21 protein-coding genes are annotated in these 26553 nt (G+C 51.2%); 19 read left to right on the plus strand and 2 right to left on the minus strand.

Annotated elements, in window-relative coordinates; all coding sequences use genetic code 11:
- Positions 1 to 8: 8 nt before the first annotated feature.
- From H6F91_RS25335 to H6F91_RS25380, 10 genes are all read left to right on the plus strand, one after another.
- Entirely contained in the window at positions 9 to 1169 is a 1161-nt protein-coding gene (locus H6F91_RS25335; protein WP_190774224.1) for a homogentisate 1,2-dioxygenase, read from the plus strand.
- Between the two features lie 217 nt (positions 1170 to 1386).
- Entirely contained in the window at positions 1387 to 2310 is a 924-nt protein-coding gene (locus tag H6F91_RS25340; RefSeq protein WP_190774225.1) for a hypothetical protein, read from the plus strand.
- Positions 2311 to 2588: 278 nt separating this feature from the next.
- The gene (locus H6F91_RS25345) at positions 2589 to 3479 is read left to right on the plus strand and encodes a geranylgeranylglycerol-phosphate geranylgeranyltransferase (RefSeq protein ID WP_190774226.1); all 891 of its coding nucleotides are present in this window, start codon (positions 2589 to 2591) and stop codon (positions 3477 to 3479) included.
- Between the two features lie 122 nt (positions 3480 to 3601).
- A complete protein-coding gene (locus tag H6F91_RS25350) occupies positions 3602 to 5647 on the plus strand; it encodes an AMP-binding protein (protein WP_190774227.1) in 2046 nt (681 codons plus the stop codon).
- 26 nt (positions 5648 to 5673) lie between these two features.
- The gene (locus H6F91_RS25355) at positions 5674 to 6876 is read left to right on the plus strand and encodes a hypothetical protein (RefSeq protein WP_190774228.1); all 1203 of its coding nucleotides are present in this window, start codon (positions 5674 to 5676) and stop codon (positions 6874 to 6876) included.
- A 146-nt stretch (positions 6877 to 7022) separates the two neighbouring features.
- The gene (locus H6F91_RS25360; RefSeq protein ID WP_190774229.1) at positions 7023 to 8009 is read left to right on the plus strand and encodes a D-glycerate dehydrogenase; all 987 of its coding nucleotides are present in this window, start codon (positions 7023 to 7025) and stop codon (positions 8007 to 8009) included.
- Positions 8010 to 8060: 51 nt separating this feature from the next.
- Positions 8061 to 9224 (plus strand): pyridoxal phosphate-dependent aminotransferase, encoded by a 1164-nt coding sequence (locus tag H6F91_RS25365; protein ID WP_190774230.1) that lies wholly within the window; start codon positions 8061 to 8063, stop codon positions 9222 to 9224.
- Positions 9221 to 9703 (plus strand): hypothetical protein, encoded by a 483-nt coding sequence (locus tag H6F91_RS25370; RefSeq protein ID WP_190774231.1) that lies wholly within the window; start codon positions 9221 to 9223, stop codon positions 9701 to 9703. The genes H6F91_RS25365 and H6F91_RS25370 overlap by 4 nt, the downstream gene beginning before the upstream one ends.
- A gap of 175 nt (positions 9704 to 9878) precedes the next feature.
- Positions 9879 to 11537 (plus strand): ATP-dependent DNA ligase, encoded by a 1659-nt coding sequence (locus H6F91_RS25375; RefSeq protein ID WP_190774232.1) that lies wholly within the window; start codon positions 9879 to 9881, stop codon positions 11535 to 11537.
- Positions 11538 to 12253: 716 nt separating this feature from the next.
- The gene (locus H6F91_RS25380; protein WP_190774233.1) at positions 12254 to 12760 is read left to right on the plus strand and encodes an ureidoglycolate lyase; all 507 of its coding nucleotides are present in this window, start codon (positions 12254 to 12256) and stop codon (positions 12758 to 12760) included.
- 177 nt (positions 12761 to 12937) lie between these two features.
- On the opposite strand, the gene H6F91_RS25385 is transcribed toward H6F91_RS25380, so the two are convergent.
- Entirely contained in the window at positions 12938 to 13363 is a 426-nt protein-coding gene (locus H6F91_RS25385) for a gamma-glutamylcyclotransferase family protein (RefSeq protein WP_190774234.1), read from the minus strand.
- A 328-nt stretch (positions 13364 to 13691) separates the two neighbouring features.
- On the opposite strand from H6F91_RS25385, the gene H6F91_RS25390 reads away from it, so the two are divergent.
- The 9 genes from H6F91_RS25390 (at position 13692) to H6F91_RS25430 (ending at position 24922) form a co-directional block, all read left to right on the plus strand.
- Positions 13692 to 15155, plus strand: coding sequence for a hypothetical protein (locus H6F91_RS25390; protein WP_190774235.1), 1464 nt, complete (start codon positions 13692 to 13694; stop codon positions 15153 to 15155).
- Positions 15156 to 15368: 213 nt separating this feature from the next.
- Positions 15369 to 16403 carry a caspase family protein gene (locus H6F91_RS25395; RefSeq protein WP_206754977.1) on the plus strand — a complete coding sequence of 345 codons (1035 nt, stop codon included), beginning with the start codon at positions 15369 to 15371 and terminating at the stop codon, positions 16401 to 16403.
- A 315-nt stretch (positions 16404 to 16718) separates the two neighbouring features.
- Positions 16719 to 17720 (plus strand): hypothetical protein, encoded by a 1002-nt coding sequence (locus H6F91_RS25400; RefSeq protein WP_190774237.1) that lies wholly within the window; start codon positions 16719 to 16721, stop codon positions 17718 to 17720.
- Positions 17717 to 18700, plus strand: a complete 984-nt coding sequence (locus H6F91_RS25405) for a MoxR family ATPase (RefSeq protein WP_190774238.1) — start codon at positions 17717 to 17719, stop codon at positions 18698 to 18700. The genes H6F91_RS25400 and H6F91_RS25405 overlap by 4 nt, the downstream gene beginning before the upstream one ends.
- Entirely contained in the window at positions 18697 to 19788 is a 1092-nt protein-coding gene (locus H6F91_RS25410) for a VWA containing CoxE family protein (protein WP_190774239.1), read from the plus strand. Before H6F91_RS25405 ends, H6F91_RS25410 begins: the two co-directional genes overlap by 4 nt.
- A gap of 119 nt (positions 19789 to 19907) precedes the next feature.
- Positions 19908 to 22226: a formylglycine-generating enzyme family protein gene (locus H6F91_RS28085; RefSeq protein WP_242035986.1), complete on the plus strand. Its 2319-nt coding sequence runs from the start codon at positions 19908 to 19910 to the stop codon at positions 22224 to 22226.
- A 56-nt stretch (positions 22227 to 22282) separates the two neighbouring features.
- Positions 22283 to 23086 (plus strand): formylglycine-generating enzyme family protein, encoded by an 804-nt coding sequence (locus H6F91_RS25420; protein WP_190774240.1) that lies wholly within the window; start codon positions 22283 to 22285, stop codon positions 23084 to 23086.
- A 115-nt stretch (positions 23087 to 23201) separates the two neighbouring features.
- Positions 23202 to 24125, plus strand: a complete 924-nt coding sequence (locus tag H6F91_RS25425; protein WP_190774241.1) for a nucleoside hydrolase — start codon at positions 23202 to 23204, stop codon at positions 24123 to 24125.
- A 71-nt stretch (positions 24126 to 24196) separates the two neighbouring features.
- A complete protein-coding gene (locus H6F91_RS25430; RefSeq protein ID WP_190774242.1) occupies positions 24197 to 24922 on the plus strand; it encodes a glycerophosphodiester phosphodiesterase in 726 nt (241 codons plus the stop codon).
- 73 nt (positions 24923 to 24995) lie between these two features.
- On the opposite strand, the gene H6F91_RS25435 is transcribed toward H6F91_RS25430, so the two are convergent.
- Positions 24996 to 26327: a glutamine synthetase family protein gene (locus tag H6F91_RS25435; RefSeq protein ID WP_190789539.1), complete on the minus strand. Its 1332-nt coding sequence runs from the start codon at positions 26325 to 26327 to the stop codon at positions 24996 to 24998.
- Positions 26328 to 26553 lie beyond the last annotated feature (226 nt).

Here is a 26553-nt window from a genome sequence, read left to right on the forward strand (position 1 = left end):
GTGCAGCCATGACTTACTATTACAAGCTCGGCACGATTCCCCACAAGCGACACACGCAGTTTCGCCAACCCAATGGTTCGCTGTACCACGAAGAATTGATTGGAATTCATGGGTTTTCAGGGATTCAAGCTCTGCTTTATCATCTGCACCCGCCGACTCAAATTTACAAAGTTCTGCTGCAACAAAAAGTGGACATTCCCTACGAAGAGGATTGGCCCTTGCGGCACCATCATCTGCGAACGGCAGTGGTTAGAGGGAGCGGGGATGCGATCGCCTCCCGAGTTCCCCTTATGGGCAATGCAGATGTTTGTATTGCGATCGCCCGTCCCACGGTTCCCATGACCTACTGGTATCGCTTTGGAGATGGCGATGAGGTGCTGTTTATTCACGATGGCACAGGGGCTTTAGAAACTCAGTTTGGCATTTTGCCCTATCGCCCCGGAGATTATCTGGTCATTCCGGCAGGGGTACTTTGGCGGCTGATTCCGGATGCGGATGTAGAACAGCGGATGTTGGTGATTGAAGCTCACGGGCACATTACCCCGCCGGAACGGTATCTGAACCGTTCCGGTCAATTTCTGGAGCAAGCCCCCTACAACGAACGGGATATTCGCCCTCCCCAAAGCCTGGTTGCCCACGACGAGGAGGGCGAATTTGAGGTACGGGTTAAGGCCCGGAATTACATCACCCGTTACCTGTATCACCGCCACCCTCTCGATGTGGTGGGCTGGGACGGGTATCTCTGGCCCTATGCCTTCAATATTGAGGATTTTGAACCGATTACCGGACGGGTGCACCAGCCCCCTCCCGTGCATCAAACCTTTGCGGGACCGGGCTTTGTCCTTTGCTCCTTTGTGCCCCGCTTAATTGATTATCACCCTCTGGCGATTCCGGCCCCTTACAACCACTCCAACGTCGACTCAGATGAGGTGCTGTACTACGTCGAAGGAAACTTTATTTCCCGTAAGGGCATAGAGCGAGGGTCGATTACGTTGCATTGCAGCGGTATTCCCCATGGTCCCCATCCGGGAACCTATGAGCAATCCATTGGTCAAGCCCGAACCGATGAGTTTGCCGTTATGGTTGATACGTTTCGGCCATTAAAGTTAACCCGCTATGCTTATGACCTGGAAGACAAAGATTATCCCTATAGCTGGATCGCTGAATAATTCAAACTCATGGCAAAACTACATTGGACCGTTTTGTTAAAGCCCTTGGTGTTACAAACACTTTGTATTTGTAACACCAAGGGCTTTAGCAATATAACTCTCAATGTCTGTTTTAAGAGCTATTTTTTCGTCTGTAAAGTGCATGCAAACATAATCCTTCCAGCCAATTCTAAAACACGCCCTGATGTGACAAAAATGATAGGTAGAGGATGCCATTATGAATTACACCATTACAAAATCCCCAGAGGGCCTGACTATTTCGTCTCGTATTCAGGAGCGTTTACAACGGGGGGAATTGGTTCAGGCGCAAGTGGATGAATTTGCAGAATTTTTGACCCAGGTCGATCGCCAACTTCTTCACCATCCCATCATTACCGACAACGTCTATACCCGTTGGTTTAGCGAAGGCCAGATTTCCGATACAGAACTGCGTCACTTCATTAAGCAGTTCTCGGTCTTTTCAAATCAATTCTTGATTGCAGCGCTGCAAAAAATTATTAATGCACCCAACCTGCAACAATCACGAGCGGGCCGAGAAATTTTGTTGAATGAGTTAGGAGTGATCTACCGCAAACCGGAGCAGGCGATCGCTCCTTCCACAGGCCTGAGTGAGGATGAAAAAGATCGGCAGGGTGACCCTGAATTGGTCAGTACGGAGGGCACCGTAGACGGTGGAATTTGTCGCTTCCGGGCCGCGCATTTTGAGTGGTTGGCGGATGTGGCAAACGGTTTAGGACTGGACTTTGGGGAGATTGGGAAGCGGCAGCATGGCCGACCCACAACTCTACATTTCTGTGATGAATTGATTCGTCTGTATGGCAGTGCTGACCCGGCGATCGCCGAGGGAGCCAGCTTTGCTGTTGAAAACTGGGCAGCGGCTGGTTTCTGGCAAGAGTTAGAAGACGGCCTGGGGATACTGAAGCAAACCCGTTACCCCCATCTACGTCTCGCCTTTTTTACCTGGCATAACCGGGTTGAGGGTCAACACGCTGGGCATACCCTGGAAGAACTGGAGGAGGTGTATTTCCATCCTGACTTTGATCGGGAGAAGTTTATGCAAGGGGGGCGGGAAATCTTGGAGGCGATCGCTGTCTTTTGGAATGGGTTGGAGCGCGATCGCCTGGAGCATGTCTACCTATAAAACATCCGTTAAAAATCGCCGTAGGGGCGGGTTTAGCAAACAACCCATAACTGTGATAGTTAACCTTCCGGCAAAACCTGCCCTGTTTACCAAAAGTCATCTACTCCCAGGGCGGGTTTAAAAACAATCTCGGTTGTGTCGTTAAAGATTGTGGTAAAACCCGTTCCTACGTGGCACCTATTCAATTCCTGCCGCTTTATCTAACCGTACTTTGCTGAAACTGGCCCCCTACAGTTAAATGCCTATTCAAACTTAAATTTGATTCTGGAGAACTTGCTATGGATACCCCTCACACTTCTCCCAATGCTTCAAATCCGGGTCAACGCCTGCGAGATTTTGCACAACTCTTTCGTCTGCCTGTAGGGATTATGGCTGGGATAGCTGGTTGTGCCACGATCGTTGCCCTAAATCATACTGTTCCAGTTCATCATTACTGGCTGACGGCGCTCATTCTGTTTTGCATGATGTCTGCGGCCTGCGCGATCAACGATTATTGGGATGTTGAAAAAGATCGGGTTGATCATCCAGAACGGCCGTTGCCATCGGGTCGCCTAATGCCTCAGCAAGTCTGGTACACCGCGGCTATTCTGTTTGGATGTGCTCTGGTGGCGTCTATTCCCTTAGGAATTTACCCCTTTCTTCTAGTGGCTGTGAGTACGGCGGTGTTGTGGGAGTATTCGCACCTGCTGACGCTCAACGGGATTTTAGGCAATTTAATTGTGGCTACCGTTATCTCCGGGCTGATTTTTCTGGGAAGTTTAGTCGCGGGGCGTCCTTTTGCCATGCTGTATCCTATTGGATTTTTGTTCTGCCTTGCTTTTGCAAAGGAGGTTGTTTGGGATATTCATGATGCGGAGGGCGATCGCCGTCAGGGCATTGTCACGATTGCAAACAGGTTAGGAGACCAAACGGCATTTACCATTGCCTGGGGCTTGTTGATACTTTTGCTGGGGTCTATTCCCCTCGCGGTGACTTTGCTGCCCATGGCGCATCCCTGGGTATTTACGGTTTTCGCGCTGATTACAGTGATCAGTTTGGGAATTGCATTAGCGCGGTTTCAGACTCAACGGAGCTCTCAAACCTATGAGGCGTTTGTTCTGTGGGATCGGTTGAGTATGGTGTTTGGTGTGGTGGCTTTATTGGGAACGGCCGCGCCGTTGTCTGTTTAGATGTCCAGGTTTTGTTGAGGGGTTACAACCCCTCAACAAAACCTAAGAATTAGTTTTTATAGATTTGAGGGATCCCTCAAATTTATCTCGACGGACTACTAGGTTGTGGAGGGGGATAGAGGATGAAACAACTCACTCTAGAGCAGTTGCTTGAAACGGGGATTACTCCTGGCGATGCCGCTGAGATGTTGCCGTCAATTAATCGGTGGTTGGCTTTTCTACCGGCGGCTGAGTGCTGGCAGTGGTTGAGTCGAAAGCTGCTCAAGCCCGAGCATCCTTTTGCCCTACATGAACTGTTGTACCAAACGGCCTATCGTGATTGGAATAGTGACCAGGGGCCACCTCCAGCCTGGTTTCCCACAGAGGATGAGATACGGGAGACGAATATTGCTGAGCTGATGCGATCGCTGAATCTCACCTCCTATGCTGAGCTGCATGCCTGGTCTGTGCAGCATCGACAGGAGTTTTGGGAGCAGATGGTTCAACGATTGCGGATTCGCTTTCGCCAACCCTACACCCAGGTGATGAATATATCGCAAGGTGTCGAAGCGCCAGAGTGGTTTGTGGATGCCCGATTGAACATTGCGGAAAGCTGTTTTCAAGCTCCAGGGGATGCGATCGCCATTATCTTCCAGGCTGAATCAGAACCGTTACGAACCTGGACCTATGCCGAGTTAAACGCCTTGAGTAACCGTATTGCTAATGGCCTGGTAGAGGCAGGGTTTCAAGCTGGAGATGCGATTGCCATTGCGATGCCCATGACGGCAGAGGCGATCGCCGTTTACCTGGGCATTGTCAAAGCGGGATGTGTAGTGGTCGGCATTGCCGATAGCTTTGCAGCCGATGAGATTGCGGCGCGTTTGCGCATTTCCAAAGCGAAAGCTATTGTCACCCAGGATTATATTCTGCGGGGCGGTAAACAGTTACCCCTCTATCACAAAGTGGTAGAGGCAGAGGCCCCTCGTGCGATCGTGCTGTCCCTGGAGGCGATCTCGGCCGTGCAACTGCGATCGGAGGATTGCCTCTGGAAGGAATTTCTAAGCTCAAACGATCAGTTCGAGGCCATCGCAGTCGAGCCATCTGCCCACACTAATATCCTGTTCTCCTCGGGCACCACAGGAGATCCGAAAGCCATTCCCTGGACACAAACTACACCCCTAAAGTGCGCCGTAGATGGTCATCTACATCAAGATATTCATGCAGGGCAGATTGTTGCGTGGCCGACAAATTTGGGGTGGATGATGGGGCCATGGTTAATCTATGCCACGTTAATCAATCAAGGAACGATCGCCCTCTATTACGGAGCCCCTACGGGTCGGGAGTTTGGGCAGTTTCTTCAGGATGCTCGGGTCAATGTCCTGGGGGTTGTTCCCAGTTTGGTCAACTGCTGGCGAACCAATCAGTGTATGCAGGGTTTAGATTGGAGTGCCATTCAAGCCTTTAGCTCTACAGGGGAATGTTCTAATCCCCAAGACATGCTATTTCTAATGGCGATCGCAGGCTATAAACCCGTAATTGAATATTGCGGTGGAACTGAAATCGGAGGTGCCTATGTTACGGGAACTTGCGTTCAGCCCTGTGCCCCTGCAACATTCACGACTCCGGCGTTGGGAATGGATCTGGTGATTGTGGATGATGGCGATCGCCTCTCCTCTAAAGGTGAAGCCTTCATCATTCCGCCATCGATTGGGTTATCTACAGAGTTGCTCAATAAGAATCATCATCAGGTCTATTTTGCTTATACACCCCATTGGAATTCCATTCCTCTTCGCCGTCATGGTGATCAACTTGAGCGGTTGCCGGGGGGCTATTACCGGGCTTTAGGGCGGGTCGATGACACGATGAATTTGGGAGGTATTAAAGTTAGTGCAGCGGAAATCGAGCGGACTTTAAACACGGTTCCGGAGATTTGTGAGACGGCAGCGATCGCCGTTTCTCCGCCCGAAGGTGGTCCCAGCCAGCTGGTCGTTTTTGCGGTTGTAGCCCCCGAGACTCAGCTTCAACCAGAGCAACTGACGACAGCTTTACAGCATGCCATCCGACATCATCTCAATCCTCTCTTCAAAATTCATCGGGTGATGATTGTGGAATCTTTGCCTCGCACGGCTTCTAATAAAGTGATGCGACGAATTTTGCGCGATCGCGAACTTTCCTATTCCTCCTCATAGTTATAACGTTACACATTGGTTTTGATATGAACGCCACATTAGAACAGTCTGTTTTCCCTCCACTCAAGCTGGAAGATTACGACATCCATCAGGACTGTGGTTTTTTACCATCTCAAACTCCAGCTTATGTCTCTCTACCATCAGCATTTCAGCCGATTGAGCAGATAGCGACGCAGTTACCAAAATGGATGACGACGGGTAAGCTGCGGCAGGCGATCGCAAACTTACCTGAAGTGACCCCTGAGCGGGAGCTGAATGATCTGCAATGGCGACGAGCCATGTTGATGTATTCCTACTTAACCCATGCTTTTGTTTGGGGCCAACCGCCTCCTGTATCGACGCTGCCCCGAAACCTGGCCGTCCCCTTTTACACGATTGCTCAGAACTTGGGGCGACCTCCAGTGCTGTCCTATGCATCCTACGCTCTGGATAACTGGGTACGTATTGATGAGGCAGAACCCATTGAAATTGGTAATATTCTGATCTTCCAAAACTTTCTGGGGGGCTTAGATGAAGACTGGTTCATTCTCATCCACATTGATATTGAAGCAAAAGCGGCTCCGGCTCTGGCAATCATTCCCACCTTATTGAATAGCGTGGTTCGAGATGATTCGGAGGCGGTCATTCAGGCTCTGGACGTGATTAAGACTGCTTGGATGGCAATTAATACCACCATGGAGCGCATGCCCGAAGCCTGTGATCCCTACGTCTATTACAATCGGGTTCGACCCTACATCCACGGCTGGAAGAATAATTCATCCCTGCCCAACGGTCTGATTTATGAAGGCGTGGATGAGTACAATGGCGAACCCCAACAACTGCGGGGGGAAACGGGAGCGCAAAGCGCGATTGTCCCTACAATGGATGCATTGTTCAATATCTCTCACAGCAATGACCCACTCCGAGAGTTTTTGATGGAGATGCGGGAATATATGCCACCCAGTCATCGTGCTTTCATCGAGCAGGTAGAGCAGCAATCCACTCTGCGGAACTTTGTGAAGGAGCGAATGGGACAGATGCCTGAGTTGGGCGATCGCTACAATGACTGTGTTTCTCTAATTGAGCAGTTCCGGACGCAACACCTGGAATTTGCAGCTCGCTACATTCATTCCCAGGCAGGGCGGGCGAATAATGACACCCACATCGGTACGGGAGGCACGCCTTTTATGCAGTACTTGAAAAAGCACCGAGATGAAAGTACCCAACATCTTTTAAGAAGTACCGATTAAAAGAAGTGTGAGATGGGCATCCGGTTATTGATTTTGGTGAAAGATACCCATTTCACAAAGAGCGCAACTCATTTACGTTATGTTCTTCAGCCCAAACCGCATTTCAGGATTAATTTCAAGATGGACATAATCGAGCAATTTCTCCCATGACTCAATTCAACGTGTTTGTGACTCGCCAGCTTCCGACCGCTCTGGATGCGTTGCAAGAGGTTGCCCAGGTTGAGGTATGGCCTGAGCGCACTCCCCCCCCTTATGACGTGTTATTGGAGAAGGTGAAGACCATCGATGGCCTGTTGTGTCTGCTAACCGACCGCGTTGACCCGCCCCTCTTAGAACAGGCACCTACCCTCAAGGTAATTAGTCAGATGGCAGTCGGTTATGACAACATCAATGTTCCCGCTGTGACTGCCCGCAACATACCCATTGGGAATACCCCCGGTGTGCTCACCGATGCCACCGCAGATTTGACGTGGGCGTTACTGATGGCCGCAGCACGACGGGTGGTGGAGGGCGATCGCTTCACCCGCGCGGGGCAATGGCAAACCTGGGAACCAGACTTGTTGCTGGGTCCTAATGTCGCTGGAGCAACCCTCGGCATTCTGGGTCTGGGCCGTATTGGTCAGGCCGTTGCCCGTCGCGCCAGGGGATTCGACATGCGAATTCTCTACGCCAATCAACGGCAGGCCCCATCCGAGGTAGAACAGGCTCTAGGTGTTGAGTTCGTCCCCTTCGATCGCCTGTTGCAGGAATCCGATTTTGTGACCATTCATACGCCGTTGACGCCGCAAACAAATCAGTTATTCAGTGATCCACAATTTGAGCAGATGAAACGGACTGCTATTTTAATCAATACGGCACGCGGCTCGATTGTGAATCAGGAGGCGCTTCATCGCGCACTAACCCAGGAGCTTATTGCAGGGGCCGCATTGGATGTGACAGACCCAGAACCGATTCCTCCCGATAGCCCGCTGCTGCTGCTCCAAAATCTCATTATTACGCCTCACATCGGCAGTGCCAGCCAGCAAACCCGAGAAAAAATGGCAAACATGGCGATCGCCAACCTGATCGCTGGGTTGAAGGGCGATCGCCTGCCCCATTGTGTTAACCCTGAAATTTACGATCGCCGCGAATAAATTTGATTGCTTTTTTGTTTTAGGCCAATCCATACCAGTGAGCGCATCATCATGGATATTGCAGAACGCATGAGTCGGTTAGGAACAGAATCCGCCTTTGAGGTCTTTGCAAAAGCCAAAAAACTCGAAGCTCAAGGAAAAAGTGTTATCCACCTGGAAATTGGTCAGCCTGATTTTCCAACTCCTGCAAATATCTGCGAAGCGGCCTGTCAAGCTATGCGAGAGGGTTATACGGGTTATGCTCCAGCCGCAGGGCTCTTGGAATTCCGGCAAGTCATTGCCGAATACATTCAGCAAACCCGAGGCATTGAGGTTCATCCCGATGAAGTGGTGGTGACGCCGGGAGCAAAACCGATTATCTTTTTCACACTACTGGCATTGGTTAACGATGGGGATGAAGTGATTTATCCCAATCCAGGTTTTCCTGTTTACGAATCGGTCATTAATTTTATTGGTGCTAAACCCGTTCCTCTGGAATTACGTGAAGAGGTAGATTTCCGTTTCCGCATTGATGATCTGATTCATGCCATTTCTGATCGAACCAAGCTGCTCATCCTTAATTCCCCCCAAAATCCAACAGGCGGAATTTTGACCGTTGAAGAATTGGAGGCGATCGCCTACCTCGCCAAGAAACACGATTTCTATGTCCTTTCCGATGAGATTTACTCCCGCATCATCTACGAGGCGGAGCACCAGAGTATCATCCAATTTCCGGGCATGAAAGACCGCACGATTCTGCTAGATGGGCATTCCAAAACCTACGCCATGACAGGCTGGCGGCTCGGGTATGGCATCGCTCCTAAACCTCTGGCAGAACGGTTGGTGCAACTGATGATCAATTCCAACTCCTGCACCTGTTCTTTTACCCAAATGGCCGGAATAGAGGCCCTCACTGGCCCCCAAACCGCTGTTGACGACATGGTGGCCGAATTTCGCCAACGGCGAGATGTCATGGTAGACGGATTGAATGCGATCGCCGGAATCCAATGCCGTCAACCGGCCGGAGCCTTTTATGTGTTCCCAAATGTCAAACAGCTTCCCCTTCCCTGTGATGTTCTGGCTGACCATCTGTTAGAAAACGCAGGCGTATCCGTTTTATCGGGAACCGCCTTTGGTAAATTGGGGGATGGGTATTTGCGGCTTTCCTATGCCAACTCGTTGGCGAATATTCGGGAGGCGATCGCCCGTATACAAGCTGCTGTCAGTCATTTATGAACCCACCGGACAACGAAACGCTGGACCTCCAGAGGGATATTCTTTCAGGTCGCACCTTCTCCATGGCAGAAGTCATTGGTCGGGAGGGGACATCCTTTATGAAAGGTGAGTCGCCTGTTCCCAGATTGGTGCAGGTGTTGACGGAGATTAACCTGTTTATTCAACAACATCTGGTCGATATATCAGGTATTGTCCAGGCTATATTATTTGCCTGGGTTAAATCTGATGAGGCCCGTGTGAGCCGATATGTCAAATCCCCATTAGTCGCTCTTCAAGAGATTGTTGAGAATATTACGACCGATGCCGATACGCTCTATGAGTTTGTGCGCCAGGTGGATTGCAAATGGGGCCAGATGAACAATGAACGGCCTTACTTTCAAAAGCCTGGGCAACCTCCCCACCCGGACGATGAATTTACCCATGAATCGGTACAGATTCAGTTAAGCCAGTTTTTGTCTGTTCTAAAATGCCATTTGTAAGGGGCTGCACATTTAAATGCCATGCTCAGTAGATCGCTAATTTGCTCTAAACCTTCAATCCCTTCGGGGTTTAAAGCGTTTTGGGTATGCGAAGCACGCCCAAAACGCTCTTTTGCGATACTGGTGCTAGGGTCAAAAGGTAGCCATCTGGCTTATAACGGTCTCGGAGCATGGCATGAAGCGCTTTACCCAACTGTTTCAGGAAATTGACGCCACCACCTCCACCAACGAGAAGGTGCAGGCAATCCAAAACTATTTCACTGAGGAAGAGCCTGCCAATGCCGTTTGGGCGCTTTATCTACTGTTGGGCAAAACTCGTAAACGGCTGATTACATCTCGGGTACTGCGAGATGTGTTCCTAAGTATTTCAGATATTCCCGAATGGCTGTTTGAAGATTGCTATGCCCATGTGGGTGACTCGGCTGAGGTTATTTCCCTGCTGATGCAAGATACCCCCATTGCAGAGGCATCTGGCTCTGACATTGCCCTATCCACCTGGATGGAAACCATTCTTCCCCAGGCCAAAAAGGTTGAGTCCGAAGCTGAGTTGTATCAACTGGTAATTTCCTGGTGGTCGGCTCTCACGCCATTCGAGGTTTTTATCCTCAACAAGTTGCTGACGGGTGCCTTTCGTGTGGGAGCTTCGGCTAAGCTCGTAATTAAAGGCCTCTCTGCAGCGTGTGGCGTCTCCGAACCAGAGCTGGCTCATCGGCTCATGGGAGATTTTGAACCAACGGCCGCTTTTTATGAACACCTGATTGGTCATGATCAGGCCCAAATCGTGCCCAGCCGCCCGTATCCCTTCTTTCTGGCATCGCCACTGGAAGAAGAGCGCTTTCAAACAGAAGACTTGTCGCGCTGGCAGGCAGAATGGAAATGGGATGGCATTCGGGCACAGGTCATTCGCCGGGCCGATGAAGTGTTCATCTGGTCACGGGGCGAAGATTTGATTACGCCACAATTTCCCGAGATTGCAACAGCATTTCAGACAATGCCCAATGGAACGGTGCTGGATGGCGAGATCGTTTGTTGGGAGGGCGGTTCTCCGGAAAGCGGCACCGAACGCCCGATGAGCTTTAATGCCTTGCAAAAACGCCTGGGGCGTAAGCGTGTGACGCAGAAGGTGATGGATGAAAATCCTGCTCACTTTATTGCCTATGACATGCTAGAGCAAAATGGGCAGGATATTCGGGACAAGACTTTGAGCGATCGCCGCCAATGTCTTCTCAGTTTGCTGGAACAACATTCCAGTACGCGCATTACCCCTTCAACGGTGCTCACGTTTAACACGTGGGAAGACTTGAAAGCGTTGCGGGAGCGATCGCGAGATTATGATGCTGAAGGACTGGTCTTGAAAGCTTTGGATAGCCCCTACCTGGTTGGGCGGAAGCGGGGATCCTGGTGGAAATTCAAAGTTGATCCAATGACCCTGGATGCCGTGTTGATTTACGCTCAGGCAGGCAGCGGCAAGCGAGCCAACCTTTTTACAGATTATACCTTCGCACTCTGGAAAGGAGATGAGCTTGTGCCCTTTGCTAAAGCCTATTCAGGGTTAGACAATGCTGAAATTGATGCGCTCGATCGGTGGATTCGCAAACACACGATAGAAAAATTTGGTCCGGTTCGTTCGGTAGAACCCATTCATGTGTTTGAAATTGGGTTTGAAGGAATTTCCCTCTCGAAGCGACACAAGTCGGGGATTGCGGTACGGTTCCCACGTATTCTGCGGTGGCGAACAGACAAACCTGCTCAGGAAGCCGATACTGTCGAAACTGCCATGACGTTACTCGATAACGCCGTGGAGGAGAAACTAGAGCAAGATAATGAGCAGTAAGAAGCCAACGATGGCACCGCTAGATTGAATGAAGAGAGGAAGCGGTGAATCTTTCAGGGAGTCTTGCATGGGAACCTCCGGAAGGGGACTTAGGTTTGGGGCTAGAACTGAACTGAGAGGTAACAGAGCATTTGTGCAGGGGAGATGTTTTCGGTTGGCCTAACACACGGCCTGAAGTGAAGTACTGAGTTAGAGCAAGCAAACTAGAAGTAAGAAACTAACAATGGCGAAGCTAGATTGCATGAAGAGAGGAAGTGGCGAGTCTTGCGGAGACTGTTGTACTTGCAGGGAACGTTGCATAGAAACCTCGTGAAGCGGATGTAGGTTGGACTTGATGCGAACAATGAGATAACAGACAGTTTGTGGAGGGGAGATGTCTTTTGTTGATCTAACACTACCTACAATCGACCGGAATGTAATTCCGTAAGTTCCTCTAACTTTTCTTGATTTCCTCAGAGGGTCTAGTAATATTGCTGAAAGATATGGATGAGTTGAGGCCCAAATGCTTTATTCATAGGGATATGCCCACCGTTGTAATACTTATTGCTCCTGTATTCTTTCTGGATATTTTATTCAGAATCCATAGGGCTTTTCCAGTTAACATCTACCCTGCTTAAACCGCCAAGATTTGATCAGAATTGTGTGTAGCGCTACACCCATAGTTGGGTTCGCTAGCCAGATTTAGTATAAAAATGAACACTGCTATCCCTACTACTATGAACTTCACATCGACCATTCGACCCATTCAGGCTCAATGGATTACAGCTGAGAATTTCCGTCCCTATGGCCAGATGATTGAAGCCAGTGAAGATGGGGCACTGTACGACGCCGAAGATGCCCAGTTGCAACTGGATCAAGGAACTCCCCGGTTTTACATCATGCGGCTTCAATCCCGTGGGCGTCGCTTTTCGCGCATTACCCGGCATGTGAAATGTACTCAGTGTTTGGGTTCTCTGGGGGGGCAGGAATGGTGGTTGGGAGTGGCTGCACCAACTGAATCTGCCTGTCCATCTGTGGAGGATATTGTAGTGTTCCGTATCCCTGGAACCTGCTTTATTAAACTGAATCTGGGAACCTGGCATGCAGGGCCTTATTTTGATCAACCCAGTGTCGATTTTTATAATCTTGAGCTTGCCGATACCAATATCACAGACCACGAAACCTGTGATCTTTTAGAAGCCTATGGTTTGACCTTTGAGATTGATGTTGCCGATGTGGCATAACGCCAAATTAGGGTCTGCTTAAAAGGTTGTTTTTTGTATGCGAAATGCATGAAAAAAACAATTTTGCGAGCAAGCTTTAAAACACGCCCTGAAGAGTTGTTTTACGTACGCAAAGCGCACGTAAAACAACGTTCTCAGCAGTCTCAAACACGCTTAATTAGAGCAATTTTTGTTGCCCTACACGGCGTCTGGGAAAAAAGCTTGCCGAGAGGCCCATTTGCCAGAAGCGACCTGAACCCCACGGAGCGTGAGAATTTTGTCCGGGTGCATCAGATAGCACCAAGCTTGGCCCAGAGGCTGGCGATCGCACCCTTCCACTTCAATTATCTCCCGATAATACTCGTTCTCCTCTACAGGTCGGTGAGGGTCATATTCCTCCAACCAATCCAGGGATTGCAGGAGAGTAGGGTCATCAAAGCTTAGAACGTAGCCGTAGACCAGGCTAGAACCCCCAGTCATGGCCGGGTATCCCAGATGGGGAAAGTCATAGAGGTCGCCTCGGGCGATCGCCTCTTCTTCAGACGTCACTCGCCCCTGACAATAGCGTTTATAGTTGACTTCCCCTGGTTTCAAAGAACCGTAAACAAAGACGCGAATCACCATATCTCCTAAGAAGACTATGGAACCCCCAAATCTTATACCCGATCTTGTACCAAAACGCTTCTGAGTTTTGGCTTTAGAAAAGTGCAAGAGGGTATATCGAGTTTTACCCGCCCTACTCAACAACACTGTGTAGGGCGATTACGTTTCAAACCTCTGGATGGGATGAGGTGAAAGAGGCGCGAAGTGCCCCTTCCACCTCATCCCATCCAGAGGCTCAGAACACTCACTGTAGGTCCTTAAATTTTTGAATATATGGGGCTTTAACCCCGACTCCACTTTTTGTAAAAGTCGCTATAGTGAGGTGCTCTGGTACTCTTTTCCCGCTGTCATGAAACGACGTTCTGTGCTTTTTCTCCTCGGTTTGGGTTGCTGGCTGCTCAGTGCTCCGGCTTATGCAGCTATTACAGTTGAACCTGATGCCCTGGTGATCAGCACAACGGAGAATCGGGGTGTGACCCGCACCCTTAACCTGAGCAGCGATGTAGACGTACGGCGATTGGCGATCGCGACTTCAGATTTAGAGCGCACCGATAACAGGGCGGTTCTGCCGGCCAGAGCTATTCAACTGCAACAACCGCCAACCTCACTACAAGCAGGCGAGCTTGTTCAAGTTCCCATTACCTTGGAACCCTCTGAAGCCAGGGTAAGTGGGGAATTTACAGGGGTCGTATGGGTGACCTATGACGGGACTCGCCAAACTATTCCCATTACCCTGCGAACAAAAGATCCAATTGGACTACCTCTGCTGGTGCTGCTAGCGGGAGTGGCTCTGGGAAGTACCTTAGCCTGGTACCGGACACGGGGCTTACCGCAAGATGAACTGGTGGTGCGGATGGGGCAACTGCGAACCCAGATGCGTACGGATGCTGAACTAGAAACTGTTGGGCAGCGCTTTCGGCAGCGAATTGAGGGAGATCTGATGGATGTGGAGTCGATGCTGGGGGTGCGCAACTGGGAAGCCGCCACAACCCATCTGGAGTTAGCAGAATCCACCTGGAAGCGGTGGCGTAAGGGGCGGGAAGATTGGCTCCGCCAAATTCAATATTTGCAGATGTTACAACAACAGGTGAAGCAGTCCGCTATGGTGCAGACGGACTATGGCAATCAAGTGCAGGCTGGGCTAGAAGACATAGAACGCCGCATGGCAGAGTTTGATACACCGCAAGTATTACGAGAAACCTTAATTCCGCTACGGGATGGCATCAATCGTTTCCAATCAGGGGAAACGTTGATGATGCATATGGCGCAGTTGGAAACCCGTATAAAGGATGAGGAGCGCCGTCGCTATTGGGCCGCTGAACGTGATCTGTTGGAAGCGGGACTCAACGAGTTGAATCCCCAGAATCCGGATGCTTATGAGCAGTGGAAAAACAGCTTTAAAGAGAAACAACAGGCAATGCAGCAGGATCTCTACGGACAAGAGAATGCAGAATTACGAGGGGGAGAATTGGAGGTGGTAGCGCGAGGAGATTTGGCTCGGATGCAATCCCTGGGATTGCCCCTTGTGCCGGGGGTAGGTTCCTACTCGGGTGAAGGGGCTGCGCGTTCAGCGCGATCGCGTCTTCGCATTTTTCGCCTGGTGAGTCAGGGGGTGGCGATCGCTTTCCTTTCCTGGGCCGGTCTAAATGAGCTATACGAAGGGAATCCCATCTTTGGGGCGTCCCCCGTGGGAGATTACCTGGCTCTGGCCGCCTGGGGCTTTGGGGCAGAAGTTACCCGTGATTCTATTGTGAAGGCGGTGCAAGAGCTGAACGGCAGTGCTAAAAGTCGAGATCAAATGCCAATGACTTAAATGGAGATGATCTGTTGATGTTATAAATAGTAGGTTTTGTCGCTAATTGAGGATCTACATCCCTCAGGTTGTAGGCCTGAAAAAGTCTCGATGAATTCTCAAAAACGGTAATTTTTGGGAATGCTCATAAATAGATTTTGGAAGGATTGCACAGGTTTCCCCTGCACAATTCTCCCAAACTCCTCTACATCGATGTTGAATTGGAAGGGTGCAATGGTAGAAGCGATCGAGAATCGTTGGGCATTTTTAGTTGGCATTAATCATTACCGGGAACGGCAACAGTTTCCCCCATTAAATTTTTGCGTGAGTGATGTGGAAGCAGTGCAAACGCTGCTCCAACAGGTGGGTTACACAACCGTTTGCTTACACGATGGGTTGGACTACTCGGAACCCCGCTTTCCTGAAGCGAAAAACATCCGGGCAGAGTTGCAATCTCTATGCAGTAAGGTTGGCCCTAATGATTTGCTGTTGGTCTACTTTGCCTGCCACGGTACGCGCCAGGGGGACGGCCAGCCTCGCTTGATTGCCTGGGATACTCGCTCGATCAATTTGGATGAAACCGCTATTAAGGTTCGAGATGTGGAAGATTGGCTGCGGGCCAGTGCTGCGAAACGCTTGGTACTACTGATTGATGCCTGCCACATTGGTACAGGGAAGGGTGGCCGCAGCCTGGCTGACCAGGAGTTTGTTCGACAGGTGTATGAGTTGGCGGAGGGATTCCACTTACTGGCAGCGAGTACGGACCAGCAGCAAGCGTGGGAGAAGAGTGGGCATGGAGTGTTTAGCTATCACCTTCTACAGGGGTTAAGTGGGGCCGCAGATCTGGAGGGCAAGAACTTTGTCAGTGTGAATGATCTGAAGCGCTATGTACAGGGTGGAATCGCCCGTTGGAGCGTGGAGTCAGGCTATGAGCAACGCCCGGCAGGTCAGTCAGATGGCGATTTAGGGGATATGATTCTAGTCGATTATCGCCAGCGATCGCGCCCTGATGTTTCTTCTCTGCTAGGTGTAACTTCTCAGGTGGCAGAGGTGGCGCGTGGTGCTGAAAAGGTTGCTGCAGTAGAGCGACCCATCTCATCCTCCCAGCGACGGTTCTATCAAAACAGCCTTACCCGTAAACAAGAAGAGCTGGCGGCATTAGAAGGTCAGTTGGGAGCGGAGATCAACGCTATGGATGAATTGAAACTAACTCGTCAGATTGAAATTCTTTTACAACAGATTGAGAAATTGGAACAGCAATTGAGATAGCCAGCTCAATTTTGTAGGCCAATTGTATATAGGATAACGCCATATTTTTATGGCGTTAATTTTGCATGCGCGGTAGTTATTAAAATCCCCCCAATAACTGCTGAGAAGTAGTTGAAGCATGAATCCAAAAAGTGGCTATGAATACTAGAGAAGGAGTCAGACCCCCTGTCCTATTAGCAAGAAGGCACATTAAGCTAAAAGATGAGGAGAATATTTGAAAATCTTTAGAGTATTTTTCCGCTTTCTAAGAACTATTTAGAGGGTTTACTACTTCCACTTATCTTCTGACTTCTATTCTTTTAATACCTTGTGGTAGTGACCAAGAACCGCAGAGAATTTTATATCCAGCAGCGAGCTAGAAAGGAGGAAGAGCTCGCCGCCATTGAGTCTCAGTTGGAGGGGACTCTCAGTTCTGTGCATGAAATTAAGCTCAATCGGGAAGCAGAAAATATTCTCAAGAAAATTGAGGAGCTGGATGAGAAATTACGAGAATTGGATGCGGGATGCAACAGCAGTGCCAACGTGCGGGAATTGAATATTGAACGTACGTTTTCAAAAATAGACTTTCATCGAGCTCGAAAGATTGCATCGAATCTTCATTACAACTTGAAGAACGATGGTGGTGCTGTTCTCTTTTTCATTCAAAAATCTAAGAAGCAGATGGGGCATTATTGTGTTGATGAAGTATTAAATATCATCATGGGAGATCAGGTTATTGATGGACAAATCTACGGAGATTACCGACGATTTTCTATTGATCTCGGATCAGCTATCTCGGAATACAACGAAGTAGAATTATTGACCCGTTTGGCAAGCTATTTTAATTTGGAGCCCGTAGCAGATTTAAGTCAGTTAACGGAAGCGCTGCGGCGAGAAATTTGTGCATCCCTGTCGGTGGGATGTACATTATTCTTCGAGATTCGTAGCCTGGACGACTTGATTGAGCGAGAAAGTTTTCTTCGGTGGTTTCTAAAGGAGTTCTGGCAGCCTCTAGTCAGTACGCTGGATGCTCTTAAAAGTAAATATCGGAGTAAGGTAATCGTGGCGGTAATGGCCGATAGTCAAATTCTGTCGGATTGTCCAATGGCTTATTTTTGTGATGAGCAAGACTTTGACCCTGGCAAATTTTTGGAGTTGCCTGTACCCGATTGGACGATGCAAGATATTCGCGATTGGTTAATTCGATTTGGTAGCGTATTCGATCGCACACGCTCTCTAACAGAGCAGGATATTGAGCAGATCGCGCGGCGCATTCATCGAGACAGTGAAGGGACGCCAGAAAGTGTTTGTCTAAGATTACGGGAGCGTTTTCTATGACTGTGGTGCAAAAACTACTGTTTGAGGGGGATCCGGGGCGACGGCCAACCGATGCCCATCCCCATTCCCCTCAACAACCCGAACCCTATGTGGTTTCACCGGAGTTGAAGGTGGCTGTGAATCTGGCCATTTACTTACGGCGGCCCTTGTTATTAGAGGGGGATGCAGGCTGCGGCAAGACTCGGTTGGCTTCAGCGATCGCCTACGAACTCGGCTTGCCGCTCTACCGCTGGGATGTGCGCTCCACTACCAAGGCCCAGGAGGGGTTGTACGAATACGATGCCATTCTGCGGTTGCATGATGTGCAAACTCAAAAGGTCGTTTCCGAACTTTCCCCTCAATCTCTTCCCGACAACGATGAGGGGCTAGAAATTCCGCACTATCGTGATCCCAGCAATCCCACTCATTACCGTTTATTTGGGCCATTAGGGAAAGCTTTCAAGATGCGCGATCGCCCTGCTGTCGTGCTGATTGATGAAATTGACAAGGCAGATCTCGATTTTCCTAATGATTTGCTGGCTGTTTTGGATGAGCCCTGGCGCTTCACGATTAAAGAGACAGGGGAGACGATCGCCGCTAACCCCGAACATAAACCCATTGTCATCATCACGAGTAACAAAGAAAAAGGTAATCTTCCAGCCCCCTTCCTACGTCGTTGCTTATACCATTATGTGGAATTCCCCAACGACCCCAACCGCCTGAAGGAAATTGTGCAGCAACACTACGCCGTTACCCGAGAAGACCCACCTCCTGACCCATTGACCCATGCCGCTGTAGAGGAGTTTCTTACGGTATGGAATGAGGGGGGGCTGTTCAAGAAACCGGGCACGAGCGAGTTTTTGGATTGGCTCAAGGCGTTGCATACCTTTGGAGCGGAGCCCTACCCGGCTAAAGTACTGCAACAATCGCCTGTATTGCCTTATCGGGAATTACTGTTTAAGCTTCAGCAAGATTGGAAGAAATACGCTCGCGCCTCATGAGTGAAGTGGATGCCCAGGAACTTGTTACCCGTGCCTTCATGCGGCTCCGCCGTAGCGGCTTCCAACTGGGCATTGGCGAGTATCAGGCAGCGTTGCAGGCACTAGAGGGGGGCTTTGGTGACACGACAGAATCTTTAATGGAAGTGTTAAAGATTCTCTGGTGTCACTCGCCCGGAGAGCAAAATCAGTTCGAGCCGATCTGGCGATCGCTGCTAACCAGCTTGCCCCAAGCGAAAGCTGAGATATCGCACCCGACAGCATCCTCTCGCCCCGACATCCGCTCCGAACGCCCGGATGTCCCCTCAGAAGCGGTATCCCCAACACCCAAGCTTCCTCTAATGGAGCAGCCACCCGATCCTGAACTGGGCTCTGTGCCGGTTCAGGCTCCCTTCCTCCCCAGCAGTGACGATACGACCGCTCTTTATCGCTATTCCCCCATTAGCCGGCGCTCGATGGTCTACCTGTGGCGTTATCTGCGTCGCCCAGTAGCAGATGGTCCGCAGGATGTGCTGGATATTGATGCTACGGTCACGCAGGTTACCCACCAGGGATTCTATCTGGCTCCCGTGTATCGCCGTCGAGAACGCAATCGGGCGCACTTGTTGTTACTGATTGATCAAAACGGCTCTATGATGCCGTTCCATCGTTTTACGCGGGATCTGGCTGAAACTGCGCTGAGGGAAAGCACGCTGCAACCGGAAAACGTGAACACGTTTTATTTCCAAAATGTTCCAGCTAGCACCCTATATGTCGACCCCTACTTGAAAGAACCTATTCCACGCCAGGAGGTGTTGTCTCTCTGTACCAGCGATACCAGTGTGCTAATCGTCAGTGATGCGGGGGCTGCCCGTGGCCATCGTACCCAGGAGCGTATCCGGGCGATGACCCGGTTTTTGTTTCAGCTCAAGCGATACACCAGTCTAATCGCCTGGTTGAACCCAATGCCCGAAGACCGTTGGTTAGGTAGCTCTGCAGAAATTATTGCCCAGATGGTGCCCATGTACCAGATGGACAATATCGGTCTGAGCAACGCCGTGGATATTGTTCGGGGGCAACCCCTGCGCCATCTGCACTCGCCTTTTACATAATGGTCTTTCAAGAATGATGTGGGGTGAAACACCACCTACTATTCTTAAATCAAGTTTCTAAGTGTCAGGTGCTCAGCACTTAAAAACTGACAAGACACCCGTGAGATTTAGTGAACTGTATGAATGCGATCGCCCATTCTCACCGCTGGCAGGAACAACGAAACCAGGTGGAGCGCTTTGTCGGTCGCTTTGAAACGTCCTATCGGCTCTTGCTCTACCACGCGGCATTACCCTTGCTGCTGACGCCGGAGCTACTCAACTACCTGCGAACCCAGTTTTTGCCCCGCGAACAGGTTCCCTGGATTGCAGAAGTTGATCTGTTGCTATCAGACTTGTGCCGTCCTGTTGGCTATGAGCTGTACGCCATGGATACTGATGTTCGAGCCTATTTGCTGGCCGAGATTCAAAATGATTCTTTCTGGCAGCAACGCATGCGGGAAGTGGCTCAGGTATTAATCAGCTATGTCAATTACCTCAGTCAAATGCATCCGGGGCAGCGTCAGGCAGAGCTTCAGGCTCAACGTTGGGCTGCCATGGTGTATATGGGCGATGAATCTTGTCGGGTGGTAGCACGCGAGATGGCCGAGCGCCTCCAGCAGAGCAACCAGGTGGCCGTGCAGGATGTAGGGCGTGAATCCCACATGCGCGCCGAACTAGCCCGCCTGACGCGAATTGCCAGCGAACTGGAACCCCAACTGCGCCACAACGAGAGCCTGGTGGAATATGCCCATTTAGTACAGCGGGTCCTGCGAAATCCTGAAAGCGTTAGTGCTGCAGAACTACGGCGCTCTTTTGAGGTAGAAGGAATTGAGTTAAACATTGCCGAACCTTTCTGGCCGGATCTTCTCCGAACAGACCAGGCTCCCGAAGCGGTAGAGGCGATCGCCGGCTTCCCGCCCCTGAGCACCCTGGAGTTTGAAAGTGCGGCCATTTTAGTGCTCCCTCATTGGAAACAGGAAATTTTAGATCACCTGCGCAACTGGGGAAACGTCTTCAACCAGCTCAAGAAAACACCTTCTATGCCCCGGCGCATTGCTGCCTATCAAGCACAATTTCAGACGTTAATGGCAAGTTTGCAAGATCCGGAAGTGTGCGAATTTTTGGAGGCAGGGCTGTTGGTGCGATCGCGCATTGTGGCCCAACATGCAGCTAACCTGCAACCGGAGGACTTTCAGCGCACGGGTCAACTGTTGAGTGCGTTTCTGCGGCGGCAGGCGGTTACGATTTTGCCGGCAGAATTATCTCTGTTTAATCTAGCGATGCCAACGGACGCGCGAGATGGAGCACATCTGCGCGAACAATTACTGACCTTTGCCACGGCGATTGTTGAGCAGCTAGAAGTCACTAAAAACCTGCCCCGACAAATCAAAACTCAAGCTCGCCATGCCATTGAGCGAGGCTTTTTGCAAACGGTTGGGGGCTTGGCCCTGGTGATTGTCAGTGATTCTCTTTCGCCTCAAGATGCAACCAAAGCGCTAATTCTAGGTTACTTCCTGGTGTTCCACGGAATGCAGGAGTCGCTGCACCTGGAACTCAATCCGATGGCTGCACCTCTCACGGCCATTTCCACCTGGGATGAGTCCATTCTGACGAAACTGCAACTGGTTTCCTTTGAAGTCGCCACCCTTCACCGTTTGGGCAACGATTGGCAGATTCAGCGATCGCCCCACCAGGTGCACCAGTTTTTTGAAGACTTAGGTCAAGGGGTTTCCCTGGCCATGACAGCTATTCCAGCGGGCGAGTTTCTCATGGGCTCCCCGGAAGAGGAACCCGAATTGGCAGGTCATGAAGGGCCACAGCATTGGGTGGCCGTACCTGCATTTTTGATGGGCCAGTACCCTGTCAGCCAGGCTCAATGGCGCAAAGTCTCTCAATTACCTGCTGTGAAACGGGTTCTGCGGCCAAACCCGGCCCCCTTTCAGGGGGATGATTACCCGGTGCGGGAGGTGACCTGGTATGAAGCGGTGGAGTTTTGCGATCGCCTTGCTCAGGCCACGGGTCGCCCTTACCGCCTGCCCACAGAAGCGGAGTGGGAATATGCCTGCCGCGCTGGGACGTCAACTCCGTTTCACTTTGGCAATACCATTTCCCCTCAACTCGCGAACTACAATGGCAATCATCCCTATGCGGATGGGCCCGTCGGGGAGTATCGTCGGGACACTACACCGAACGGGTATTTTGGGGTTGCCAATGCCTTTGGGTTATATGACATGCATGGCAATGTGCTGGAGTGGTGTCTTGACCACTGGCACAGCAACTATGAGGGTGCCCCCGAGGATGGCAGCCCCTGGTTTAACGCGCAGGAGCGGCGGCGTATTGTGCGGGGTGGTTGCTGGTTTAGCCCACCTCAGGCTTGTCTTTCCTACTTTCGTAGCACATTGATGGATGCAGACGAAAGCAACCTCGACGTTGGCTTTCGAGTGGTTTGCGCCCCTTAAGTTGCATCCTCCTCGGCTCTATAACCAACTCGCTCCCAACCCAGCAAGGTGCAGTCATGCCAGAACTGATTATTCATCGCCTCAAACGGCAGACCCATTACTACGCTGAAGACCTGGGAAATGGGGTGGCGCTGGATATGGTGCTGATTCCGGCAGGCACCTTTTCTATGGGTTCTCCGGAAAGTGAGCTGGAGCGAGGGCGATCGGAGGGACCCTTGCATCCAGTAACAGTGCCCCAATTCTTTATGGGGCGCTATCCCATCACACAGGCACAATGGCTAGCGATCGCTGGCCGGGAAACGATTCACTGGGATCTTGATCCAGATCCCTCCGGGTTTAGTGGAGACGATCGCCCTGTCGAGCAAATCAACTGGCATGAGGCCGTGGAATTTTGCGATCGCCTCTCCCAGGCGACAGGCCGTTCTTATCGCTTGCCCTCGGAAGCGGAGTGGGAATATGCTTGCCGCGCCGGAACCACGACCCCTTTTCACTTTGGCGATACGATTGCCACCAGTCTCGCCAACTACAACGGTCGCTACGTCTATGGGGACGGCCAGCCTGGCGACTATCGTGAGGAAACCAACGTCGTTACCCTCTTCAACATCGCCAACAGCTTTGGCCTCTGCGAAATGCACGGCAACGTGTGGGAGTGGTGTCTTGACCATTGGCACGATAGCTACGAAGGTGCCCCCGCAGACGGTAGCCCCTGGCTTAAACCCAATGACAGTGCTCCTCGGGTTCAACGAGGCGGCTCCTGGATTGACTACCCGCGCCTTTGCCGCTCGGCCTACCGCCGCTTTGCCGATGCAGGAAATTACGATTTGGATATTGGCTTCCGAGTGGTGTGTGCGATTGGATAGAGAGTGGATCGCGTTGCGGGAGGGATAAAACGGAGCGTTTTACCCCTTCCGCAACGCTGGGCAATGGGCAGACTGCTATACTGCACCCATTTAGTGCCCTTTTGCAGCCTGCCCCATGAAGAAGCCTCTCGTGCTGATGGATCACGATGGTGCCGTGGATGATTACCTCGCCATGCTGTTGTTGATGACTATGGAGGAGGTAGAACCCTTAGGGGTGGTGGTGACTCCGGCAGATTGCTACATTCAGCCAGCGCTCAGCATTACCCGAAAAATGCTGGATCTGGTGGGGCGATCGCACCTCCCCGTTGCCGAAAGCACAGTGCGAGGCATTAATCCATTTCCGCCACTTTACCGACGCGATTCCCTGGTCATTGACCATCTTCCCATCCTGAATCAGGCGGATGAGATCCAAACTCCTCTGCTGGAGGAGCCAGGGCAAAACTTCATGGTGCGGGTACTGCGCGATGCTTCAGAGCCCATTACTTTGATGATGACAGGGCCACTCACAACCCTGGCAGTCGCTCTGGATATTGATCCCAGCATTGAGGCGAAGATTGAGCAGCTGGTTTGGATGGGAGGTGCTCTGGAGGTGCCGGGCAACGTGGCGACTGACCTGGAACCAGGCCAGGATGGGACAGCGGAGTGGAATGCCTATTGGGATCCTATTGCTGTGGGTCGCGTTTGGCAAACCTCTATCCCTATCGTGATGTGCCCGCTAGATATTACGAATATGGTGCCTGTGACACCGGAATTTATCCGCCGCCTCAGTCGCCAGCGTCAGTTTCCTCTCTCAGATCTGGCCGGGCAATGTTATGCCCTGGTCATCCCACAGGATTACTACTTTTGGGATGTGTTAGCGACGGCCTATTTGGCTCATCCTGAGTTTTATCAAGTGGTTGAGTGTGAAACTTCGGTTGTTACTCGGGGATTGAGCCAGGGTAGAACCCAGGTTACAGCGGGAGGTCGTCCTGTGAAGGTATTGCAGAAAGTAGACACGGAGCGTTTTTATGCCTACATTCTGCATCAGTGGGCAAAGTAGCCCCGGGCACAATTAACCTGGACACTATGACATGACGTCGCACCGCGTCGGTTCTATGAGGAGTGAACGGTATGAGTCCTAAAATCATCGCCCATCGTGGGGCGTCGGCCTACGCGAGGGAGAATACCCTGGAGGCTTTTGAGCGGGCGATCGCTCTGGGAGCTGATATGGTGGAGTTTGATGTACGACGGACACGGGATCGACAGCTCATTGTTTACCATGACCCTGAAATTTGTCGTCGTCCGATTCGTAAGCTGACCGTTGCCGAGATTCGTCAACTGGATCCGGCGGTTCCTCTGCTCGAAGAGGTTCTTGAACTGTGTCAACACCGCATTCAGCTCGATGTGGAGTTGAAGGAGATGGGCTATGAGCCTCAACTGATGCGATTGCTGCTGCGCTATTTTGATCCCGATCGCTTTGTGGTGACGTCGTTTCATCCTTTTACCCTGAAGCGCGTGAAGCGCTGCTTCCCCGACACCACAACCGGGTTCTTATTCAGCGAGGTGACAGCGGATGTTTGCCGCTCGTTGCGTTGGGGGGCTAAAACTGTGCGCGATCGCATCCGCCGGATGAAGGTGGATTTTGTTGCCCCGGACTGGCAATTGTTGGATGCCAACGTGCTGGCTCAAGCGTTGGGGGACGATCGCCCCGTCTGGGTGTGGACCGTCAATGATGAAGTTGTGATGCAGTCGTTGATGCAGGATTTACGGATCGAAGGCATTATTACTGATCGCCCCGATGTGGGCATGCAAATCCGCAATCAAACTCCTGCGCTTCGGGGTAGCATTGCCTGTTAGAACGGGTTGAACAACCAAAAATGAAGTGACACGGTGCGCCTATACCGTGCCACTTCATAGAATCAGAACTGTCCTAATACTTGTCTACCAGGAGCTTGACCTCCTCTTCGAGAGAGGCCTCCTTTAAAGTTTGCCATTCTGCCTGGCGTACAGCCAGAAATGCCTGGGCTAATGGGGCTCCCATGGCTTCCAGGAGCAATGTGTTTTGTTGGAGATGCGCGATCGCCTCTCCCAAACTCTGTGGCAATGGGTCAATTCCCCGTTGTTCTCGTTCGGCATCTGACCAGAGGCCTGGGTCCTGGGCGATCGCCTCCCCCGGTTCCCATTGATGAATGATGCCATCCAATCCAGCGGCAATAACGGCCCCGAGGGCGAGGTAGGGATTAGCCGAAGCATCCACCGTTTTCAATTCCAGGTGCGTGGGGCTAGGTGGGACTGGGTTGCCTGGAATTCGTACAGCGGCTTCGCGGTTGTCATAGCCCCAGCAGCGGAAGGCACCGCTCCAGTAGTGCGGTTTGAGGCGACGATAGGAGTTCGTTGTAGGCGTGGTAATGGCCATTAAAGCGGGGAGGTGATGCAAAATGCCTGCCACAAATTGGCGTGCCAGAGGGGATACTCGGCCCTGAGAGGTGGGAAATAAGTTTTCGTCCTGTCGCCAAAGACTCAGGTGCAGGTGACAGCCACTACCCGCAGCATCCGCGAAAATTTTGGGCAAAAATGAGGCAACGATCCCGTGACGTAAGGCGATCCCGCGCACCGTTTCCCGATACACAATGTGGCGATCGGCAGCCTGCATTGCGGTGCCATAGCGTACGGTAATCTCTTGCTGGCCTGGCCCCGATTCAGGATAATAACGTTCGACGGGTACACCTTGATTGATCAGGGCTTCGGCGATTTCATCAATGACAAGATAGTGCAAATCCATGGCCTGAGTTGTGGCAAAGGCCGTGGTGTCACCGGGAACGATATTTCCTTCGGGGTTACGACGGAGCAGGTAAAACTCGCTTTCAAAGGCGGCCTTGACCTGTAAATTCATGGCCTCTGCTCGGGCTACCATCCGTCGCAGAAATGCACGAGGGCAGAGGGGCCAGGGTTCGTTATTGAGGGTCAGGTCTGCCAAAACTCGGGCATGCCCTGGGGTATAGGGTAGAGCAGCAAGGGTGCTCCAGTCAGGCTTCAGCCAGACCTCACCGACTGGGCCTAATCCCGAATCAGGAGTTACGGCATCGACGGTGGCGGGAATTCCCTGTTGTCCCATAGAGATGCCAATGCCATGTTCCTGGTGCTCTTCGAACATCCCGGTGTGAAATGCTTTGCCACGAATTATGTTGCCGTTGTCGCACCAGAGTAGACGAACGAAGCGAATGTGGCGATCGCTCAAATATTTCACGACTGAATCTGTCATGCTTGATCCCCAGGAAACCCTATTTTCAGAACCAATCTTTCAAATTATGGTGGTATGTGTGCAAGACACAACACCATTTTTCCGTTCTGTTTTACAACAGGGTATCCTAAATTGCCAGCATGAATATTTTCTCTAAAACCCTTGTTTTTGGGTATCGCTAAGGATCCCCTACAGAATCCAACTGGATTTTTGTGGGAGGTGCGACTTAGCCGCACCTCCCACAAAA

Source organism: Leptolyngbya sp. FACHB-8 (genome assembly GCF_014695575.1).
Classification (GTDB): domain Bacteria; phylum Cyanobacteriota; class Cyanobacteriia; order Elainellales; family Elainellaceae; genus Vacuolonema.

Bases quoted from the DNA above. Each gene is read 5' to 3' on its own strand.
- H6F91_RS25340 (WP_190774225.1), top strand. From the start codon at position 1,387: ATGAATTACACCATTACAAAATCCCCAGAGGGCCTGACTATTTCGTCT.
- H6F91_RS25410 (WP_190774239.1), top strand. From the start codon at position 18,697: ATGAGTGAAGTGGATGCCCAGGAACTTGTTACCCGTGCCTTCATGCGG.
- H6F91_RS25345 (WP_190774226.1), top strand. From the start codon at position 2,589: ATGGATACCCCTCACACTTCTCCCAATGCTTCAAATCCGGGTCAACGC.
- H6F91_RS25430 (WP_190774242.1), top strand. From the start codon at position 24,197: ATGAGTCCTAAAATCATCGCCCATCGTGGGGCGTCGGCCTACGCGAGG.
- H6F91_RS25435 (WP_190789539.1), bottom strand. From the start codon at position 26,327: ATGACAGATTCAGTCGTGAAATATTTGAGCGATCGCCACATTCGCTTC.
- H6F91_RS25390 (WP_190774235.1), top strand. From the start codon at position 13,692: ATGAAACGACGTTCTGTGCTTTTTCTCCTCGGTTTGGGTTGCTGGCTG.
- H6F91_RS25385 (WP_190774234.1), bottom strand. From the start codon at position 13,363: ATGGTGATTCGCGTCTTTGTTTACGGTTCTTTGAAACCAGGGGAAGTC.
- H6F91_RS25405 (WP_190774238.1), top strand. From the start codon at position 17,717: ATGACTGTGGTGCAAAAACTACTGTTTGAGGGGGATCCGGGGCGACGG.
- H6F91_RS25360 (WP_190774229.1), top strand. From the start codon at position 7,023: ATGACTCAATTCAACGTGTTTGTGACTCGCCAGCTTCCGACCGCTCTG.
- H6F91_RS25370 (WP_190774231.1), top strand. From the start codon at position 9,221: ATGAACCCACCGGACAACGAAACGCTGGACCTCCAGAGGGATATTCTT.
- H6F91_RS25420 (WP_190774240.1), top strand. From the start codon at position 22,283: ATGCCAGAACTGATTATTCATCGCCTCAAACGGCAGACCCATTACTAC.
- H6F91_RS25425 (WP_190774241.1), top strand. From the start codon at position 23,202: ATGAAGAAGCCTCTCGTGCTGATGGATCACGATGGTGCCGTGGATGAT.
- H6F91_RS25350 (WP_190774227.1), top strand. From the start codon at position 3,602: ATGAAACAACTCACTCTAGAGCAGTTGCTTGAAACGGGGATTACTCCT.
- H6F91_RS25375 (WP_190774232.1), top strand. From the start codon at position 9,879: ATGAAGCGCTTTACCCAACTGTTTCAGGAAATTGACGCCACCACCTCC.
- H6F91_RS28085 (WP_242035986.1), top strand. From the start codon at position 19,908: ATGAATGCGATCGCCCATTCTCACCGCTGGCAGGAACAACGAAACCAG.
- H6F91_RS25395 (WP_206754977.1), top strand. From the start codon at position 15,369: ATGGTAGAAGCGATCGAGAATCGTTGGGCATTTTTAGTTGGCATTAAT.
- H6F91_RS25380 (WP_190774233.1), top strand. From the start codon at position 12,254: ATGAACTTCACATCGACCATTCGACCCATTCAGGCTCAATGGATTACA.
- H6F91_RS25365 (WP_190774230.1), top strand. From the start codon at position 8,061: ATGGATATTGCAGAACGCATGAGTCGGTTAGGAACAGAATCCGCCTTT.
- H6F91_RS25335 (WP_190774224.1), top strand. From the start codon at position 9: ATGACTTACTATTACAAGCTCGGCACGATTCCCCACAAGCGACACACG.
- H6F91_RS25355 (WP_190774228.1), top strand. From the start codon at position 5,674: ATGAACGCCACATTAGAACAGTCTGTTTTCCCTCCACTCAAGCTGGAA.